Source organism: Capnocytophaga sp. oral taxon 902, assembly GCF_013394735.1.
Classification (GTDB): Bacteria; Bacteroidota; Bacteroidia; order Flavobacteriales; family Flavobacteriaceae; genus Capnocytophaga; species Capnocytophaga ochracea.
This window is the reverse complement of the sequence record NZ_CP058261.1, coordinates 1792486-1811519: the sequence shown is the minus strand read 5'-3', so window position 1 is coordinate 1811519 and position 19034 is coordinate 1792486. Positions and strand designations below refer to the sequence as shown.

Here is a 19034-nt window from a genome sequence, read left to right as displayed (position 1 = left end):
CCCCCTACCCCCCTTCAAAGGGGGAAGTAGTGATAGTCATCATATACGAAGAATGTAACTCTCAATAAATCAGATATTATACTTTTTTAACCTTGATTCACATTATTAATTGTTAATTATTTAGATGAAATCATATAAAATAGGCATTATTGGGCTGGGTTATGTGGGTTTCCCCTTAGCTTGTCTGTTTGCCAAAAAATATCCCACAGTGGGTTACGACCCCTATACGGCGCGAGTGGAAAGCCTCAACACGGGTATTGACACTACGGGCGAAATCGGTAGTGAAACTCTTAAAAAACGATTGGCTACCCATCTCATTTGCACTGCGAACCCAAATGACGCTAAGGATTGCAATGTGTACATAGTGGCAGTACCTACACCTATCGACCTCTATCAGCAACCTGACCTTACCGCTTTGCGCGAAGCGAGCCAAACAGTAGGCGCATTGCTAAAAAAAGGAGATATAGTGATTTATGAATCGACGGTTTACCCAGGAGTGACGGAAGAGGTGTGTGTGCCTATCTTGGAAAGCGTGTCGGGGCTTGCATACAACCGCGATTTCTTTGTGGGTTACTCGCCCGAGCGCATCAACCCTGGTGATAAGCACCATACCGTGGAGACTATCTGCAAGATTACCTCAGGCTCTACCCCTGAGGTAGCACAGGAAATAGACACGCTCTACAATTCAGTGCTGAGGGGAGGCACTTACCTTGCCCCGTCTATAAAAGTAGCCGAAGCCGCCAAAGTGATAGAAAACGCTCAGCGCGATGTGAATATCGCCTTTATGAATGAGATAGCGAAGATATTCAATATTTTAGAGATTGATACTAATGCGGTGATAGATGCAGCAAGCAGCAAGTGGAACTTCTTGCCCTTCCGCCCCGGTCTGGTAGGTGGACACTGTATAGGGGTAGACCCTTACTACCTCATACAAAAAGCTAAACTGCACGGCGTATCGCCACGCTTAATGATGGAAGCCCGCAAGACGAACGACTCGATGGGAGGCTATATCGCCTATCAGATTATCAACCGCTTGTGTTTACAAGGTATGCCTGTGAAGGACAGCCGAATCCTGCTCTTAGGTTTTACATTCAAAGAAAACTGCCCCGACACTCGCAATACGAAAGTAGTGGATATCTACCGTACCCTTGAAAATTTTACTAATAATATTACAGTGTATGACCCTTGGGCAGACCCTAAACGCGCTCTTGAAGAGTACGGCATTGAGGTAGCTATTAAACCACAAAACCTCGCTACCCACAACGATGTAGTGGTGCTTTGCGTGGCGCACCAAGAGTTTCTGCAAATGAATATAGGAAATTACTTAAAAGAAGACGGTATCGTTTACGACGTAAAAGGGAAGTTAAAAGTGAAGAAGAATGTGTTTAGGTTATAAAAGTTGTATAGTAAAAAACTTTTTCCTACCTTTGTCGCCTAAAATATTCACATACAATGAAGAAAATATACTTGCTAATGCTTTGTGCTTTTCCGTTTTTGGCAAAGGCACAATACACTGAAATTATTAACTCAAACCTCCCAGGCACTTCACAAAGTGCCTATGCGGTAGGGGCGAGAGTATTACAATTTGAAGGAGGTTTATGGTACGAGCACAACCACCACAAAGAGACAGGCACTTCTATGGATTTTACTGGAATGAACTATGCAGTGCGTTATGGTTTTTATAAAGAAGAATTGGAAGTGATGCTCAATGGTACTCTTGCTTATGACCGTACAATTGCATCTAACGGTACGACTTCGCACTTTGGTTTTGTGAACAATACTATCGGGGCTAAGTACTTGCTCTTTAAACCTGATTTTTTAGATGAAGAGCCGAGTATTTACAGTTGGAAGGCTAATAACTCTTTTAGATGGCGCAACCTCACACCTTCTATATCTCTTTATGCAGGGGTGAATTTCTTACCAAACAAGCGATATTACTACGAGTCAATACCAGCACTCTCTCCTAAAATAGCAGCTATCTTTCAAGCAGAGCCTATCCCCCGTGTGGTGTTGGTAGCAAACGGTATCATTGATAGATTCTTAAGCGGTAAAAACACCGAATACAGCTATTTGTTCACCGTTACTCATAACTTAGACAATGGTTGGTTTAGTATCTTTGCAGAGCATCAAGGTATTCACAGCCAGCATTACAACGACCAGATTACGCGTCTTGGCGTTGCCTTCTTGCTTTCCGATAAAATACAACTCAATGCCGATATGGGCTTTGGCTGGAAAGATACCCCACAACGCTATATGGGATTGTTCGGGGCTTCTTATCGCATCGATAATCACAACAGCTATATCAAGAAGGTATTGAGTGAAACAATAGAAACCACCAAAATACAACACAAGAAAAAACCTAAAAGAAACAGACGTAATGCCATTGATCCTGATTAAAGAACTCACCACTAAAAAGGAACTTACCGAGTTTGTGAAGTTTCCTTTGTCTTTATACAAAAACAACCCTTATTGGGTGCCGCCTCTCATCAGTGACGAGGTAGCCTCTTTTGACAAAACCAAGAACCCTGTATTCGACAATGCCGAAGCCTTCTTTTACGGAGCTTACAATGAGAAAGGTAAAATGGTAGGGCGCGTAGTAGCTATTATTAATCAGCACGACCTTAAACAGAACATAAAGAAAGTGCGGTTTGGTTGGTTGGATATGATAGACGACATTCAAGTAACACAAGTTCTTTTGGATAAAGTAGCTGAAAAAGCTCGTGAGTATCAATTGGAGTATATGGAAGGTCCGATAGGTTTTTCGAGTATGGACAAAGTGGGATTGCTTACCGAAGGTTACGACCACCTCTCGAATATGATGACGTGGTATAGCCATCCCTATTATAATCGACACTTAGAGCAATTAGGCTTTACCAAAGAAAAAGGCTTTGTAGAGATGGAATTTTTAGTAAAGAACTCTAAACCTGAGATTTTTAAGAAAACGGCTGAAGCTATAAAAAAACGCTATGGGGTAAAGTTCATCGATACGCCTACTACCAAAGAAGTGCTCAAGCACGTAGATGCAATGTTTGACCTTTACAACGAAACTTATTCTAAGTTAGCCTCCTACGTGCCTATAAGCGAACGTCAGCGAGAGTACTTCAAACAAAAGTATATCCCTTTTATCAATCCTGAGTATGTACGTTTTATTGAAGATAAGGACGGTAAACTGATATGTTTTGCCATTGTGATGCCTTCGTTCTCTAAAGCATTACAAAAGGCAAAAGGCAAACTCTTCCCTTGGGGTTGGTGGTATTTGTTACAATCGAAACGACATCACGATACGGTGGAGTTCTACCTTATTGGGGTAGCCCCCGAATACCAAAGTAAGGGTATTCCTGCCTTGTTGTTCGACTATTATTATGATATATTCACCCGCAATGGTGTTACTCATTGCGTGATTACACCTGAACTCGAAGAAAATATTGCTATTCAGCAACTTTGGAAGAGCTTTGACCCCGTTATCTTTGCTCGTCGTGCTACCTTTAAAAAACAGGTAAGAGATTAAATGTAAAATGAATTATCTTCTCCCCTTTCTGGCAGTAGTATTAGGCTACTCATTCGTTACCTTTTTTAAACCTGCCCAACAGCAATACACCAAATTACTACTCTCTTTCAGTGGCGCTTACCTATTAGCACTCACTGTATTCGTACTGATACCCGAAGTATATCACTCTCACGATGAGCAGCACGATTTTAAATACATAGGGCTATTTGTGATAGTAGGAGTACTCTTGCAAATTGTCTTAGAGTTCTTTTCGCACGGAGCTGAACACGGTCACACCCAGCACCCACACCCACACCAGCATAGTGCTTTCCCGCTCTCACTGTTTATCAGCCTTAGTATTCACTCCATTTTAGAAGGTTTCCCGCTATCTCACGAACATAATCACGACCTCGTGTATGGTATATTCGTGCACAAACTGCCTGTGGCTATTGTGCTTACTACCTTTTTTATTAATTCAGGAGTGAACAAGTGGAAGACAGCACTGTTTTTACTCTTCTTTGCCCTAATGACGCCATTAGGCACTTTTTTAAGCAATACAGTACCAAGCCTTATCAGTTACCACACGGAGCTTTCGGCTATTGTAATAGGTATTTTCTTGCATATTTCTACCGTTATCTTATTTGAAAACTCCGAAGGACATCGTTTTAACCTATTAAAGTTTTTAAGTGTTTGTGTAGGATTTGCGGTAGCATATCTTACATAAAAGAGAATTAGCAAATTCGTAAATTAACCAATGAAGACAATAAAAAAATTCTTATGCATTAGTGTTTTATGGGTAGTAGCCTGTCAGTCGCAAAGAGAGGCAGTTTTTACGATGAAAGACCTCGCTGTTATTCCGCAACCTGAATCGGTGGTGCCAGGTAAGGGTAGTTTCCGGTTTACTAAGGAAACTGTTTTTGTAATTGACCCTGCTTTGATGCCAGCTCGGTTGCCTTTTCTCGAACAATTTGAGAAGGCTTCGGGATTTAGGTTTTCTGTACAAAAAGTAGCTCTCTTGACTAATTACGTAGTGATTGACACTGATACATCTCTTCCTAAAGAAGGTTACACCCTCACTGTAAATCCTAAAGAAATTATCATTAAGGCAGGTGGTTACAACGGGGCGCTTTACGCCCTCGAAACGCTCCGTCAGCTACTGCCTAAAGAGTTTGAAAGCACTACACCCGTGAAGACTGATTGGACGGTGCCCGCAGTTACCATCACTGATGCTCCTCAGTACGCTTGGCGCGGATTGATGCTGGACGTCTCTCGCCATTTCTTCCCCAAAGAATATATACTGAAAACCCTCGACCGTATGGCAATGCTCAAGCTCAATACCTTCCACTTCCACTTAATAGACAATGAAGGTTGGCGCATCGAAATTAAAAAGTATCCTAAACTTACCGAAATAGGTGCGTGGCGTGTAGACCAAGAAGATAAACTATGGAATGAGCGCACTCCTAACTCCGCCAACGCCTTTGCCAATCCTGCGACAGCTCCTAAAAAATATGGAGGTTTCTATACCCAAGAATATATTAAAGAGATTGTAGCCTACGCCTCTGCACGTGGCATTACGGTAATTCCTGAAATAGAAATGCCTGCCCACGCAATGAGTGCCATAGCGGCTTACCCCGAACTGTCTTGTCACAAACGCCCCATAGGAGTACCCTCAGGCGCGGTGTGGCCTATCACCGATATTTATTGTGCGGGGCAAGAAGAAACTTTCACTTTCTTGGAAGATGTACTTACCGAAGTGATGGAACTCTTCCCCAGCAAATACATTCACGTAGGTGGCGACGAAGCCACTCACACCGAATGGGAAAAGTGCCTCAAATGCCAAGCACGTATGAAAGACCATCATTTAAAAGATGTGCACCAATTGCAGAGTTATTTTATCAAGCGTATAAATGATTTCTTAGTATCCAAAGGGCGCACTTTGGTAGGTTGGGACGAGATAATGGACGGGGGTTTGGCTAACAATGCAGTGGTGATGAACTGGCGCGGTATCGAGGTAGGTAAAAAAGCCCTCGAACAAGGTAACCCTGTTGTCCTCACTAGCGATTGCTATATAGACAACTATCAAGGTCTTCCCGACTATGAGCCTCAAGCCAATGGCGGTTACTTACCGCTCAAAACCCTTTACCATTACAGTCTTGAAAAAGAAAACCTCAGCCCAGAACTACAGAAAAAAGTTTTGGGTACGCAAGTCAACTTATGGGCTGAATACATAGCTACCCCTGAACATTCGGAATATATGCTCTTTCCGCGATTGTTGGCGCTTGCTGAAATCAGTTGGACAACCGATAACTTGAAGAATTGGGACAACTTTATAAATCGCACTCAAGCCTTTATGAAGCGTTTGGACGTGATGAAGGTGAACTATGCCCGCTCTATGTACCAAGTAGTGCCTACCGTTGAAAACCAAAAGGGGAATATCTTTCTAAAATTAGACTGTGAAGTCCCCAACGCCGACATTCGCTACGCTTTGGGAGATACTCCTATAGAAAAAGCTACGAAATACCGCCAGCCTATTGCGCTGAATAGAAGCACAACCTTTAAAGCAACTGTTTTCAGTGGAAAGGCGACCAACACCATTACCACTGGCGAGGTAACATTCCACAAAGCGATAGATAAGAAAGTAAGTTACAGTCCACTTTATCACAAGAGTTACCAAGGGCAAGGAGAAGCGACACTCACCAATGTCATTCGCGGTACCAAAAACTTTCACGATGGGCAATGGCTCGGTTGGTTAGGTGACGATGTAACCCTTACCCTCGATTTGGAGCAAGCTACTGAGGTGAGAGAAGTGCGTATAGGCGCAATGGATGCCCAAGCATCTGGTATTTACTTTCCCGTAGAATTTATAGTATCCCTTTCAAACGACGGTAAAAACTACCGTGAAGTAGCAACTCACAATGAGCCTTGTGTAGTGAGAGGGAAAGCCACCTTAAAAGATTTTGTATTGAAGTTTAGTCCAACGGAAGCACGCTATATCAAGCTCACTCTCAAAAACGTAAAAACACCCCCAAAAGGAGGTGATGCTTGGCTTTTTATAGATGAAATTTTGGTATTTTAGAAAAATAATGTACCTTTGTTGCGTAAAAGAAGAAAAATATGGAAACAATTACAGTTGCCTTACCCAAAGGACTTTCATTGAAAAATGCTAAATCTGTACTTGAAAGTCTCAACTTTAAAATAGTAGAGACTTTTGAAGAAACTCCTCGTTTACGAAGGGGAGAAAACATTCCAAATGAGACTACTCAAAAAGCCTTAGAAGAAGCTGAAAGACTTATAAACGATCCCAACACAAAATACTTTACAAATGTAAAAGAATTAATAGCCTCTTTAAATGATTAAGTTATGGATAATATTAACAGAAATGTATATGAAATAACTTATACTGGACAGTTTAAAAAAGACTATAAAAAGAACCTGATTTACTTATCATTTGGTTACAATACGATGAAGAGAGGAAAAGAATACTTTTAGTTAGGTTAGGTTCTTCTCATTCAGAATTGTTTAGCAAATAATTTTACTAAAGGATATAACTACATATTTTTAAAAACACACAACAATAACACAAAAAAAAACACCCTGCTACGGTTGCAGAATTGTAAATTATTAATTGTAAATTGTTAATTGACATATGGATTCAGTAAAAAATTATATCAATGAAAACAAAGACCGCTTTATTGCGGAACTGATAGAACTGCTTAAAATGCCTTCTATTAGTGCTGATGCTGCCTATTCTCAGGACGTGCTCAACACTGCCGATGCTGTAAAAAATGCCTTAGAGAAGGCTGGTTGCGACAAGGTGGAAATATGTGAAACCCCTGGCTACCCTATCGTATATGGCGAAAAAACTATCGACCCTGCCCTGCCTACTGTTTTAGTATATGGGCACTATGATGTACAACCCGCCGACCCTATTGAGCTTTGGGAATCTGACCCCTTTGAGCCTGTTATCAAAAAAACCGATATTCACCCTGATGGAGCTATCTTCGCTCGTGGGGCTTGCGACGACAAGGGGCAAATGTTTATGCACGTGAAAGCCCTTGAATATATGGTGAAAAACAACGTGCTCCCTTGCAATGTGAAGTTTATGATTGAAGGCGAGGAAGAAATAGGCTCAGGAAGCCTTAGTTGGTTTGTAAAAAACAACCACGAAAAACTCAAAAACGATATTATTCTCATTTCCGATACCAGTATGCTGGCTAACGACACCCCTTCTATCACTACGGGCTTACGAGGACTTAGCTATGTGGAAGTGGAGGTTACCAGTGCTAACCGCGATTTACACTCTGGTTTATACGGTGGTGCTGTAGCAAACCCTATCAACGTGCTTACTAAAATGATTGCTTCTTTGCACGACGAGAACAACCGCATTACCATTCCGCATTTCTACGATAAAGTAGAAGAGCTCTCACAAGCTGAACGAGATGAAATGGCAAAAGCACCTTTCTCACTCGAAGCCTACAAAAAAGCCTTAGATATCGATGAGGTATATGGCGAAAAAGGCTATACCACTACTGAGCGTGCCTCTATACGCCCTACCCTTGATGTAAATGGTATTTGGGGAGGCTATACCGGACAAGGAGCTAAAACGGTTATCCCAAGTAAGGCTTATGCCAAAATATCAATGCGCTTGGTGCCTAACCAAGATAACCACGAAATAACCGAGCTCTTCACCAAACACTTTGAGAGCATCGCTCCTGCAGGAGTACGTGTGAAAGTAACCCCTCACCACGGCGGACAAGGCTATGTGACCCCTACCGATACTACTGCTTACCAAGCAGCGGTAAAAGCCTGCCAACAAACTTTTGGCAAAGAGCCTATACCTGTGCGTTCAGGAGGAAGTATCCCTATTGTAGCCCTTTTTGAAGAAGAATTGGGCAGCAAATCTATTCTCTTAGGCTTTGGTTTAGATAGCGATGCTATCCACTCACCTAATGAACACTACGGTATTTTCAACTTCCTAAAAGGTATTGAAACCATTCCGTGGTTCTATCACTACTTCGTAAACAAGTAATACGAGTTACATAAAAAGTAATAAAGACTTTACCAAAACTCATAGCACGAGAGACTATTAAATTTTTGGTAAAGTCTTTTTATATTATTGTTGAAAATAAACGACTTAGCAATACAGCTAAAAAATATTAAATATTTTTCTGCTTAAAAATTTGCAGGTTTCAAAAATAGTTGTACCTTTGCACCGCAATTAAGGAAAACATAAGTAGAAAATATTCCTCCTTAGCTCAGTTGGTTAGAGCATCTGACTGTTAATCAGAGGGTCACTGGTTCAAGTCCAGTAGGGGGAGCAACAAAAAAGCACTTACATAATGTAAGTGCTTTTTTTATTTTATCTTCTTATAAAGCCCATTCTTTAGCTCGGTTGTGAGCATTCCACATTCTTTCGTACAATTCACTCTCTTGCAATAACTGACTATGAGTGCCTATAGCGTTGATTTCGCCTTTGTTGAATACAATAATCTGGTTGGCTGTGGTGATAGAGCTAAGGCGGTGTGCTATCACAAGTACGGTTTTGTTGCGAATAAGCGTACTGAAAGCCTGCTGTATTTTATGCTCGTTCTCAGGGTCGGCAAAGGCAGTAGCTTCGTCTAAGATGAGGATTGGTGCATTTTTAAGAATAGCACGTGCCAACTGGAAGCGTTGTTGTTCTCCTCCGCTGAGATGTACCCCTTGCTGACCGAAAAATGTGTTGTACCCATTGGGCAGATTCGTGATAAAATCGTGTATTTGAGCTGCTTTGGCAGCCTCTATCACTTCTTCTTCTGTTTTATCCATTCCCATACGAATATTGTCGTACATCGTTTGTTGAAACATAAAGCTATCTTGGAAAACAAATGATACCTTTTGCATCAAACTTTCGGTGGGTAACTCTTTGATGTCAATTCCACCTATAGTAATTCGTCCTTCTTGGCAATCCCAAAAACGAGAAAGCAATTGCCCTACGGTACTTTTACCTGCCCCTGAGGGGCCTACTAAGGCAGTAACTGTACCTTCTTTGGCTGTGAAGCTAACGTTGTTCAATACATAGTTCTCGCCGTCGTAAGCAAAGCTAACCTTGTCGAAACAGATATTATAGTGAGTAGGTATCTGCGCATTATGTCCTTCGGGAAGAATGGGTTGATTGAGAATTTTATCAATCTGTTGTACGCCTTGTTCTATCAGTTGTAGTTGCATTGCCATATTGCTAATGGCAAAAACGGGACGCATATAGCCTGTACCTATGATGAGGAAAAAGAGCATAGTGGCAAGGGTCACCCCATTGTGAAAATAAAGATATAGACCTAATGCCAAAACAGGCAACATTGCATTACTGGCAAAACTCATAAAGATAGCGTAAGGAGGTGAGCTATGACGTATCCACTGGCTTACAAAACGGTTGAAAGATTTTACTTTCTTGCCGTATTTATCAAAACTCTCAGCTGATTGTTGGAATATCTTCATCACGGGCATAGCACGTACGTATTCTACGATACCTGAACTCATCTCTTCTAACGATTGGTGATATAGCTGAGTGAGATTTTTGTTTTTTCCTCCAAACATTATTGGGAAAATAAGCAGTAGCAACAATAAAGGCAAACAGCTGGCAAGAGCTAATCGCCAATCTTGACTGAACAGATATCCTAAGGTGAACAAAGGCAAGGCAATAGCTTTTACAAAATCGGGGATTTGGTGAGCAATAAAGGTTTCTATACGCTCTACATCGTCCGAAATAATTTTCTTAAAAGCTCCTGAATTGCGGTTAGAAAGATAGCCCATAGGCAATACGCCGACCTTTTCGGTAATCGTCTTTCTAAGACCGTAAAGAATGTTGAAAGCGGCGATATGTGATAAAATACCCGATAAGAAGAAAGCGACCATACTCACGGCTATCATTACAATGGCGTAGATTACGTATTGTTGAGCGGTAGCAAAATTGGGTATTTGCTGTGTGAGTTCTTGTATGATATAGAATACCAAGGCATAAGGAACCAAGCTCAGTACTGCGTGAATAATGGCTAAAGTGCAGGAGGCTAAGAGTAAGGTTTTACGCTGTCCTGCTATTTGTAATAATCTTTTCATAGTTCGTTAATTGTTAATTGCTGTCCAGCCAGAGGCTTGTTGTTGGAGTGTCCAGAGGCGATGATAAATACCTTTTTTAGTCAAGAGTTCGGGGTGCGTACCTTCTTCGGCAATACGCCCTTCTTCTAAAACAAGTATTTTATCAGCATTTTTAATGGTGGAGAGCTTATGGGCTATCACCACTACTGTTTTGTTTTTTACAAGTTCCTGAATGGCTTTTTGAATGTATATTTCGTTTTCGGGGTCGAGACTGGCAGTAGCTTCATCTAACAAGATAATAGGAGCGTCTTTCAGCAAAGCACGTGCGATGCTGATACGTTGTTTTTGTCCGCCAGAGAGATGGTTACCTCCTTCACCTACGGGAGTGTGCATTCCTTGCGGTAATTCCCACGCAAACGAAAGTACTTGTGCTTTTTCGGCAGCCTCTATAATTTGGCTTTCGGTAGCGTTAGGATTCCCTATTTTGATGTTATTGTAAATAGTATCATCGAATAGGTATACATCTTGGAATACTTCGCTGATAAGTCCATAGAAGCGGTCTTGCCGGATATTTCTAATATCTACTCCACCGATGGTAATTCTTCCATTATTCACGTCCCAAAAACGCGCAATGAGTGAAGCAATAGTGGTTTTACCCGAGCCCGAATGTCCTACCAATGCTACCATACTGTGCTGAGGAATGCTGAAATTAAGATTGTTAAGTGTAGTTTTATCTTCTAAATACGAGAAACTTACATTATCAAAATTGATATTAAAGTGGGAAGGGAACTCGTTTTTATCGGTTTCCATAGTGGGTTCTTTCAGTACATCAATGACACGGCTGAGGCTTTCGTTCATATAGCGCAACATCATATAATCTACTAATACTACTTTGATGGGGTTGTACAGAATATAGCCTAAAATGAGAAAAACGATAAGTACAGGAATAGTAATGGTGTTGTGAGTGAGATAGTACAAGCCTAAAGCGAGCATCAACACAAAGCCTATTTCCAAAACAGTAAACGAAAGCATTACAAAAGGTCCTGGTATAGCTTCTAAGCGGATACTCTTTTGGCGCAAATTCTCATAAGCCTTTTCGAGCATTCGGTAATTACTACCTGTAAGACCATAGGATTTTAGGTGTCGTATTCCTTGTACATATTCCAAGAATTTAGCTGATACTTCGTTTCGTGCCTTTACTTGCCCTTTGCTGAGTTCCCATTTATCGACCATAAAAATACCGAGCTTTAAGAACGGTATTACCAGTAGAATGCCAATGAACAAACAAAGGGTGAGTCGCCAATCACAATAGAAGAGAAATCCTGAGAGCATAAGTGTACCGAAAAGAGCGGCTGCTAAATTGCCAAAACTGTGACTGAAAATATGCTCAAACGAGGCGACATCTTGCATAATCACTGAAGCTATTTCGCCGGGGTCGCGCTTTTTGAAGAAACCTAATGAGAATTTTTGGATATGATTACCTAAGCGAATGCGTACTTTTTCGGAAATACCATATACTAATAGGTTGGACGACACAAGGGTGCGCGAGGCAACGAAGAACTGTAATAGGAGTAGGATACCCATTAGGGCTACCATTTCCCAGATAAGGGACAGATTGGGTTGCGGTTTAAAAAGCTCCCATAATATTATGAGTAATATGCCCGACGGAGCTGTGATAAAACCGTTATGCACAATTTCCCACAACACGCTCTGCCACGTACCTTTTTTATTAAAAGCTGTAATATACAGTAAATTGCGAATCATTTTATTTAAATGTTTGATTAACGGGGCAAAAATACTGTAAAAAGCTCTTACGTAGATTTAATATAAATAGCTTTTTTTTAAATGTGAATAGCTTTTTTAATAATTAGAAAATGAGAGAATGAGAAAATTAATAGATTAGTAAACGGGTACGAAGAAAATCGGAAAGGTTCGGAAGAGGGTTAAGAAAATTTTTGGTGAAAAATGGCTGTAAGAAGGGTGGGGTTAGCTTATAGAGAGTTTATAGGAAGCTTATACGAATCTTGGACGATTGGTATAGAAAGGGTATATAAGTAGTTGATTCATACTGTGATACAACAACACGAAAAACGTTAAAAACGGGGTTTCGTGACGAAAGAAAGAGAAAAGGCAATAGGCCTTAGACCATAGGCACTAGGAGGGAGTGTGACGGGAAAGAGAATTAGCAAATTAGGTGTGAGCTGGACGGGCTGGGAAATTAGAGATTAGCAGATTAGGTGTGATACAGACGAGCGGGTATGAGCTACACGGGCTGGGAAATTAGAGAATTAGAAAATTTGGAAATTAGAGATTAGCAGATTAGGTGTGAGTTGGACGGGCTGGGAAATTAGAGAATTAGAAAATTTGGGAATTAGAGAATTAGCAGATTAGGTGTGAGCGCATAGGCAGGAAGGTTGAAAAGGTTTGTGTTATATGTAAAACAAAAAAAGATGATGAAATATTTGGTGGGGAACAAAAAAGTGTGTATTTTTGTGCGGATTAACAAATACTTTTTAAACGATGAAGAAAATATTTTTAGCTTTAATAGCAATAGCTACTTTTGTAGCTTGTAGTAAGGACAATGGGGGAAGTGAGGAAGGAGTTTCAGCTAAACACCCTAAGAAAATTATTTCAACAAGTCCTTACCTTCGGGTAGAACGTATATTTGAATTGTATGACGATGCCCGCCCTAAGAAAGAATCTTATACACACTATCAAGCGGATACTGTTTCGTATTCTTCTGTTACAGAATATGAATATGATGGCAAACGCCCTGTAAAAGAGAGATATGGAGATACCGAAGTTTCATTCTTTTACAATAAAGGAAAATTAGAACGTGAGGTGTCTAAATCTAAATATAATAGCACTCCTTCAACAACAGAATATCAATATGATGGCAATGGGAGAGTCATTAAAAAACTAACTCGTTACCGTCAGGATAATTATGAAGAAGTAAACTACCAGTATAGTGAAGGAAACAAAATAATCGCTAGTACAGAGAGATTTGTAGAAAACAAAAAAATATATTCATCACGTACATATACTTTAGATGCTAATGGGAATGTAGTAAAACAAGAGTATAAAGATTATAAAGATTATGACATTGTTATTACTTATGAATATGATAATAAAATAAACCCTTTGTTTTCTCCTACATTTAGAGATTTATATCCGGATTACTTTACAACAGGGGTAAGCAGAAACAATATTATCAAGCGAACCGAAATAGGGACTAACCCAAAGGAACCTAACAAGATTTCTAAGGAAACCTTTAGAACCGTTTATGAATATAACGGCGATTATCCTGTAAGAGATACACATTACTCAGTTCCTAATGAAGAAAATAAACCTGAGGAAAAATTGTCTGTTACAGAATATATTTATTAGAAAGAACACTATTTTTCAATTTTACAAGAAAACGTTCAGAATAAAAACAGCTTAAAAAAGTAGAGAAAATAGCATTTTTCTCTACTTTTTTGTTTTTATGAGACAGATTAAAATTAGTAGAAAGCCTTATTTTTCGGAGTACTCTGAGTTTTCATACTTTTTCGGAGAGGCTCAGAGAATATCTAGGAGGCATTACCCAATCGACAAATTTGGTAATTCACAAATTATTCGTACCTTTGCACTAACAAATGATGTTTCTCAAACAAATATCGGTCGTAAACTACAAGAACATACTCTCACAAGCGTATGCCTTTAGCCCTACTATCAACTGTTTTGTAGGAGATAATGGTGTAGGGAAAACGAATCTGCTTGATGCTATTTATCACTTAGGTATGGCGAAGAGCTACTTTACTACTTCGGCAGCGCAGAGTGTACGTCACGGCGAGGAGTTTTATCTTATCGAAGGACAGTTTCGGCAAGAAGAACGTGAAGAGCAGATAGTATGTAGCCTTAAAAAAGGACAGAAGAAAGTGATGAAACACAACGGTAAAGCCTATGAACGTCTGGCTGACCATATAGGTAAATACCCTATGGTGCTCATTTCACCTTCCGACCGCGACTTGATAGTAGAAAGTAGTGAAACACGCCGTAAGTTTTTGGATAGTGTGATTTCGCAAACTGATAGGGCTTACTTAGAACTGCTTTTGCGCTACAACCGCACGCTCTTGCAACGCAATACGTTACTGAAACAAATGGCAGAAGGAGGCGTTTTCTCTTTAGAGACTTTGCACATTTACGACGAGCAGTTGGCGCCCTTAGGACAACACATTTATGAGAAACGGCGAGCTTTTATGGAAGAGTTTTTGCCTATCTTCAGCGAGCAGTACGCGTATATCTCGGGGGGTAAGGAACGAGTGAGTTTGCAGTACGACAGCAGTTTGCACCAAAGCGATTTGGCTACCCAGCTTGCTGAAAATACTGAGCGAGACCGCAGTGCGCAATACACTACCGCAGGTATTCACAAGGACGATTTGCTTTTTGAGATTGAGGGCTACCCGATGAAAAAGTATGGCAGTCAGGGACAACAGAAGTCGTTTTTGATAGCCTTAAAGCTATCGCAGTTTGAAGTGTTGAAGCAATCGTTAGGGATTACGCCTATAGTGCTTCTAGATGATATTTTTGATAAGCTTGACGATACTCGCGTAACGCAGTTGGTGCAGTTAGTTACTCAAAAACATTTCGGACAGCTTTTTATCACCGATACTCATTCGCAACGCACCGAAGACGTAGTGAAGCAAACGGGACTAGCGTATGAGATGATTCAAATAGGTGCGAGTCGCACGGGCAGTAAGAGCCACAAAAGCAGGTAAAAGGTAAGAGATAAAGGTAAATGAGATGTGAAAGCGACTTTTACAGATATTAATTGTTAATTAAAATAATATGTGTTTATTAGTGTATCCTAAGAATGAAATACAAAAAGCTGAATTGACCTCTTTGTTTGAAAAAATGGGAGTGGAATTTGAGTATGAACAATCTTTTTTATCTGATTCTCTTAAAAAAGAGTTGGATAAAAGAGTTATAGAGATAAAAGAGAACCCTTCTATTGGAATTCCTTTTGAAGAAGTAAAGAAAAAAATATCAGAGAAGTATGTCATTTAGTTTGATTTTCCACCCCAGAGCAGAAAAAGAGTTAAATGATATTATAGATTATTACAATGTTTTTAGAGAAAATTTAGGTTTCGAAGCATATAATGAAATAGTAGATTATATAGAAACATTAAAAGACTTTCCCTTTGTTGCTCCAAAGAAATATGAGGAGGTTCGTATTTTCTTTACTAAAAGATTCCACTTTGGAATTCATTATATTGCTTTGGAAGAATTGTCAGAAGTGATTATCATAGCCATTATTAACACCAAACAACAAATAAAAGAACACCAAATATTCAATAGAATTTCTGGTATAAAAGACTGATTATAATTGGAGGTAACTATCAAGATATAAGTAATTAAGAAAAATTATATAAATACATAAGATGAAACCCAACAAGAAGAAAACACCCAGCAAGAATCCTATTAAACCTACCCCCACAGTGAGTGAGGAAGGGAGTTCGAGTATGAAACTTTTGGCGAGTGTCTTGCTCATTGCCTATGGCTATGTAACGGTACTTACCCCTAACTGGATGGCATTCGACTCCAATGCTACAAAGTTTTACACCTTTGCTATTCTGAACTTGATAGTAGTAGGGCTTGTGTTTTTTATTAAAGAATTCAGAGAACGCACACAATTACTGTTTGGCTTTTTTACCAATAAAATAGGGATTGCTTACTGCCTGATAATGGTATTGGCATTGCTCTCGTTTACCAAAGCTATTGATATAGAAGAAGCGATTTTGCACTTCTTTAAGATATTTACAGCTTTCTCAGCTGCTTGGATGGTATCGGCTTTGGTAATTTACAACAAAAAGAGTTTAGTACATTTGGCAGTTGCGATGACAATTCTTTTGTGTTATGACTTTTTGGTAACCCTCGACGGGGTAAAAGGCATCATCAAGGGTATTAGTGCCGATTACAATATCAAAGGCTCGTATTCTAACAAGAATATTTTGGCTTCGGCTATGTTTATTAAGATACCTTTTGCTATCTGGTTGTTTTATTTTTATAAAAACACTTTGCGTATCATTGGGGGGATAGGTGTTTTAGTCGGTACTTTGGCAATCTTCTTTATGAGTACCCGTGCTTTCTACTTAGCAACTATTCTTACAACGCTTATCTTCATCACGTATGGTGCTATCGACTATTTTATCTTAAAACGCCGTGAAACGGGCGTAAAAGTACTGATGCACGTAGGCTTGGTAGTTCTTGCTTTTGGTATTTTCTCGTTTGTACAGAACTATTTATACCCTCAACAAGTGCGACAAAGCACCAGCTTCGGGGCTCGTTTGGCTGAGGTAACTAATCAAGAGAATACCAGTAACAACTTGCGTAAAACTGCTTGGGTAATTACTGCTACCGATATGATTCCGAACGACCCACTGTTGGGCGTAGGCATTGGTAACTGGAAGGTACGCTTCTTACAGTATGAGAATTCTTATAGTCCGCATTATATTTATATGTATAAGAACCACAACGACTTTTTGGAGCTCACCGCCGAAGCGGGAATCTTTGCAGGGTTGGCGTTCTTGGCTATCTTCCTCTTGGCAGCTTATTATTTCCTAAGAGGCACTTATAAAAACAAGAATCCTGAGCAAGAGCAATGGTTTTTCTTACCATTGTTTGGTCTCTTTGCTTATTCGTTCGATGCATTCTTTAACTTTCCTCAAGACCGCCCCGAAATACAAGCCCTCTTTGGTATTTATGTAGGGATAGCAGTAGGTCTGGCAGTATTGTATTTCAGTAAGAAAAAAGCAGAAGAGCGCAAATTGCCAATGAGTGTTGTAGGTTTTATAGGAGCAGTAGCCGTAGTGGCAATGGTTTTGAATGTGGTAGTAGAGCGTATGTACTTTGATTCTTCTAAAATACAACGTATGGTAAAAGAAGAGCAACAAGGGGTGCGTCCTACTAAATCACCTTCGGATTACCTGATACGCAACTATCCTCGTATTCCAAATCTCACGGCAGTGGCTGAGCCTGTAGATGTAGAAAAGGCGCGTTACTTGATAGACGAAAAGAAATTCGATGAGGCACGTAAGGTATTGGCTTCCATTCATTACCACCCTTATGATGCGCGTCCTGAGTATTTTACTGCTGTATCATACTTTATGGAAGAAAACAAAAACAACGATAGTATTTATAAATATGCCCATAAAGCCCGAATGATAAAGCCTAATTTCTTCGGTAACCTAAATTTAGAGACCTTTGCGCTGAACAATATGGGTAAAGAACAAGAATCGATTCACTTGCTCAAACAGTATTTAGGCTTGGAGAAAGACAGTGTGCAGAAACCACAACCTAAGTGGAAAACTATACTGAAAAACCGTTTCCACGTAGATGTAGATAGAGACGCCCTTCGCAGTAATCGCAGTGAGGTACAAGCGTGGAACTCTTTGGCTTATCTACAAGAGAAAAATAACTTAATAGCTGATGCTCGTGCTACCTTAGATAGTGCCATTGTGTATTTGCCCGATAATAAAGATATAATTAATAACCGCAACAAGATTATCTCGCGTATGCAGGTAGAACAGTTTGCTCCTCTTTACACTCAGGCAATGCAACTCTATTTGCAGCAACGTTATGCTGAAGCTATTCCTATATTTACGAAGTTCTTAGAGAAAGTGCCTGCTCATATAGACGGGCTCAGGTATCGTGCTATTAGTTACTACAACACCCAGCAATACCAAAAAGCTATTAACGATATGGCTGAAATGGAGAGCTTAGGAGTGCCCGTAGATGCTGTACTGAATAATTATCGCGCCTCTTGCTACTATATGTTGGGCGACAAAGCAAACGCCAAAGTCTTTTTCCAAAAAGCCGCTAGCGAGGGCAATGCCGATGCTCAACGCAACTTAAATACCCTCAGTTTTTAAGTCAAATGAATACCTATACAAAACAAATCCTCAGCGAGAAGGAACTCCAAGTAATGCTACATCGCCTTGCTTGTGAGCTGATAGAAAACCATAACGATTTCTCGAATACGGTTTTTATCGGTATCCAACCTCGTGGCACTTATTTAGCTGAGCGATTGGTAGAACTACTTACTAACGAATACCACATTGCTGATATTCCATTAGGCTTATTGGATATTACTTTTTTTCGCGACGATTTTAGGCGCACAGGTAGACCTCTTGAAGCCAACTCTACTGCTATCGACTTTATCGTCGAAAACAAGAGAGTGGTATTTATAGACGATGTGCTCTACACAGGGCGCAGTATTCGCGCTGCTCTTAGTGCCATACAGAGCTTCGGGCGTCCTTCTGAAATAGAGCTCTTAGTGCTTATTGATAGGCGCTTTAGTCGTCATCTTCCCATACAACCCGATTACAGCGGTAAGCAAGTAGACGCTATCAATAATGAGCGTGTGGTAGTACACTGGAAACAAAACGACGGAAAAGACTCAGTAGAGGTAATAAGTAAAGTCGGTGAGCTGGCGTAGCTG

At 40.2% G+C, this 19034-nt stretch carries 16 protein-coding genes and 1 tRNA gene; 15 read left to right on the top strand and 2 right to left on the bottom strand.

Going from position 1 to position 19034, the window contains the following annotated elements; genetic code table 11:
• Positions 1 to 124 precede the first annotated feature (124 nt).
• From HW278_RS07750 to HW278_RS07715, 9 genes are all read left to right on the top strand, one after another.
• Entirely contained in the window at positions 125 to 1396 is a 1272-nt protein-coding gene (locus HW278_RS07750; RefSeq protein WP_178977458.1) for a nucleotide sugar dehydrogenase, read from the top strand.
• 56 nt (positions 1397 to 1452) lie between these two features.
• Positions 1453 to 2397, top strand: coding sequence for a transporter (locus tag HW278_RS07745; protein ID WP_053581518.1), 945 nt, complete (start codon positions 1453 to 1455; stop codon positions 2395 to 2397).
• Complete coding sequence (locus HW278_RS07740; RefSeq protein ID WP_178977457.1) at positions 2378 to 3508, top strand: GNAT family N-acetyltransferase; 1131 nt, start codon at positions 2378 to 2380, stop codon at positions 3506 to 3508. Before HW278_RS07745 ends, HW278_RS07740 begins: the two co-directional genes overlap by 20 nt.
• A gap of 7 nt (positions 3509 to 3515) precedes the next feature.
• Complete coding sequence (locus tag HW278_RS07735; protein WP_178977456.1) at positions 3516 to 4211, top strand: ZIP family metal transporter; 696 nt, start codon at positions 3516 to 3518, stop codon at positions 4209 to 4211.
• A gap of 30 nt (positions 4212 to 4241) precedes the next feature.
• Positions 4242 to 6563 carry a glycoside hydrolase family 20 protein gene (locus tag HW278_RS07730; RefSeq protein WP_009421717.1) on the top strand — a complete coding sequence of 774 codons (2322 nt, stop codon included), beginning with the start codon at positions 4242 to 4244 and terminating at the stop codon, positions 6561 to 6563.
• A 38-nt stretch (positions 6564 to 6601) separates the two neighbouring features.
• Positions 6602 to 6844: a hypothetical protein gene (locus tag HW278_RS07725; protein ID WP_002675120.1), complete on the top strand. Its 243-nt coding sequence runs from the start codon at positions 6602 to 6604 to the stop codon at positions 6842 to 6844.
• Positions 6845 to 6847: 3 nt separating this feature from the next.
• Positions 6848 to 6976: a hypothetical protein gene (locus tag HW278_RS12265; RefSeq protein ID WP_009421757.1), complete on the top strand. Its 129-nt coding sequence runs from the start codon at positions 6848 to 6850 to the stop codon at positions 6974 to 6976.
• A 157-nt stretch (positions 6977 to 7133) separates the two neighbouring features.
• A complete protein-coding gene (locus tag HW278_RS07720) occupies positions 7134 to 8516 on the top strand; it encodes a dipeptidase (RefSeq protein ID WP_178977455.1) in 1383 nt (460 codons plus the stop codon).
• A gap of 215 nt (positions 8517 to 8731) precedes the next feature.
• A tRNA-Asn gene (locus HW278_RS07715) sits at positions 8732 to 8805 on the top strand.
• 49 nt (positions 8806 to 8854) lie between these two features.
• Here the strand turns inward: HW278_RS07715 and HW278_RS07710 are convergent.
• Entirely contained in the window at positions 8855 to 10576 is a 1722-nt protein-coding gene (locus HW278_RS07710) for an ABC transporter ATP-binding protein (protein ID WP_178977454.1), read from the bottom strand.
• Between the two features lie 6 nt (positions 10577 to 10582).
• Positions 10583 to 12319 (bottom strand): ABC transporter ATP-binding protein, encoded by a 1737-nt coding sequence (locus tag HW278_RS07705; protein WP_178977453.1) that lies wholly within the window; start codon positions 12317 to 12319, stop codon positions 10583 to 10585.
• Between the two features lie 756 nt (positions 12320 to 13075).
• Here HW278_RS07705 and HW278_RS07700 point away from each other — a divergent pair.
• The 6 genes from HW278_RS07700 to pyrR all read left to right on the top strand — a co-directional run bounded on the left by HW278_RS07700 (position 13076) and on the right by pyrR (position 19031).
• On the top strand, positions 13076 to 13942 hold the full coding sequence (locus HW278_RS07700; RefSeq protein ID WP_178977452.1) for a peptidoglycan-binding LysM: 867 nt from the start codon (positions 13076 to 13078) through the stop codon (positions 13940 to 13942).
• Positions 13943 to 14190: 248 nt separating this feature from the next.
• Entirely contained in the window at positions 14191 to 15312 is a 1122-nt protein-coding gene (gene recF, locus HW278_RS07695; RefSeq protein WP_406568143.1) for a DNA replication/repair protein RecF, read from the top strand.
• An 82-nt stretch (positions 15313 to 15394) separates the two neighbouring features.
• On the top strand, positions 15395 to 15601 hold the full coding sequence (locus HW278_RS07690) for a hypothetical protein (protein WP_255493562.1): 207 nt from the start codon (positions 15395 to 15397) through the stop codon (positions 15599 to 15601).
• The gene (locus tag HW278_RS07685) at positions 15591 to 15914 is read left to right on the top strand and encodes a type II toxin-antitoxin system RelE/ParE family toxin (protein WP_002675094.1); all 324 of its coding nucleotides are present in this window, start codon (positions 15591 to 15593) and stop codon (positions 15912 to 15914) included. Before HW278_RS07690 ends, HW278_RS07685 begins: the two co-directional genes overlap by 11 nt.
• 61 nt (positions 15915 to 15975) lie before the next feature.
• A complete protein-coding gene (locus HW278_RS07680; RefSeq protein WP_178977451.1) occupies positions 15976 to 18465 on the top strand; it encodes an O-antigen ligase family protein in 2490 nt (829 codons plus the stop codon).
• Positions 18466 to 18470: 5 nt separating this feature from the next.
• On the top strand, positions 18471 to 19031 hold the full coding sequence (gene pyrR / locus HW278_RS07675; protein ID WP_048747813.1) for a bifunctional pyr operon transcriptional regulator/uracil phosphoribosyltransferase PyrR: 561 nt from the start codon (positions 18471 to 18473) through the stop codon (positions 19029 to 19031).
• The last annotated feature ends 3 nt before the right edge of the window (positions 19032 to 19034 follow it).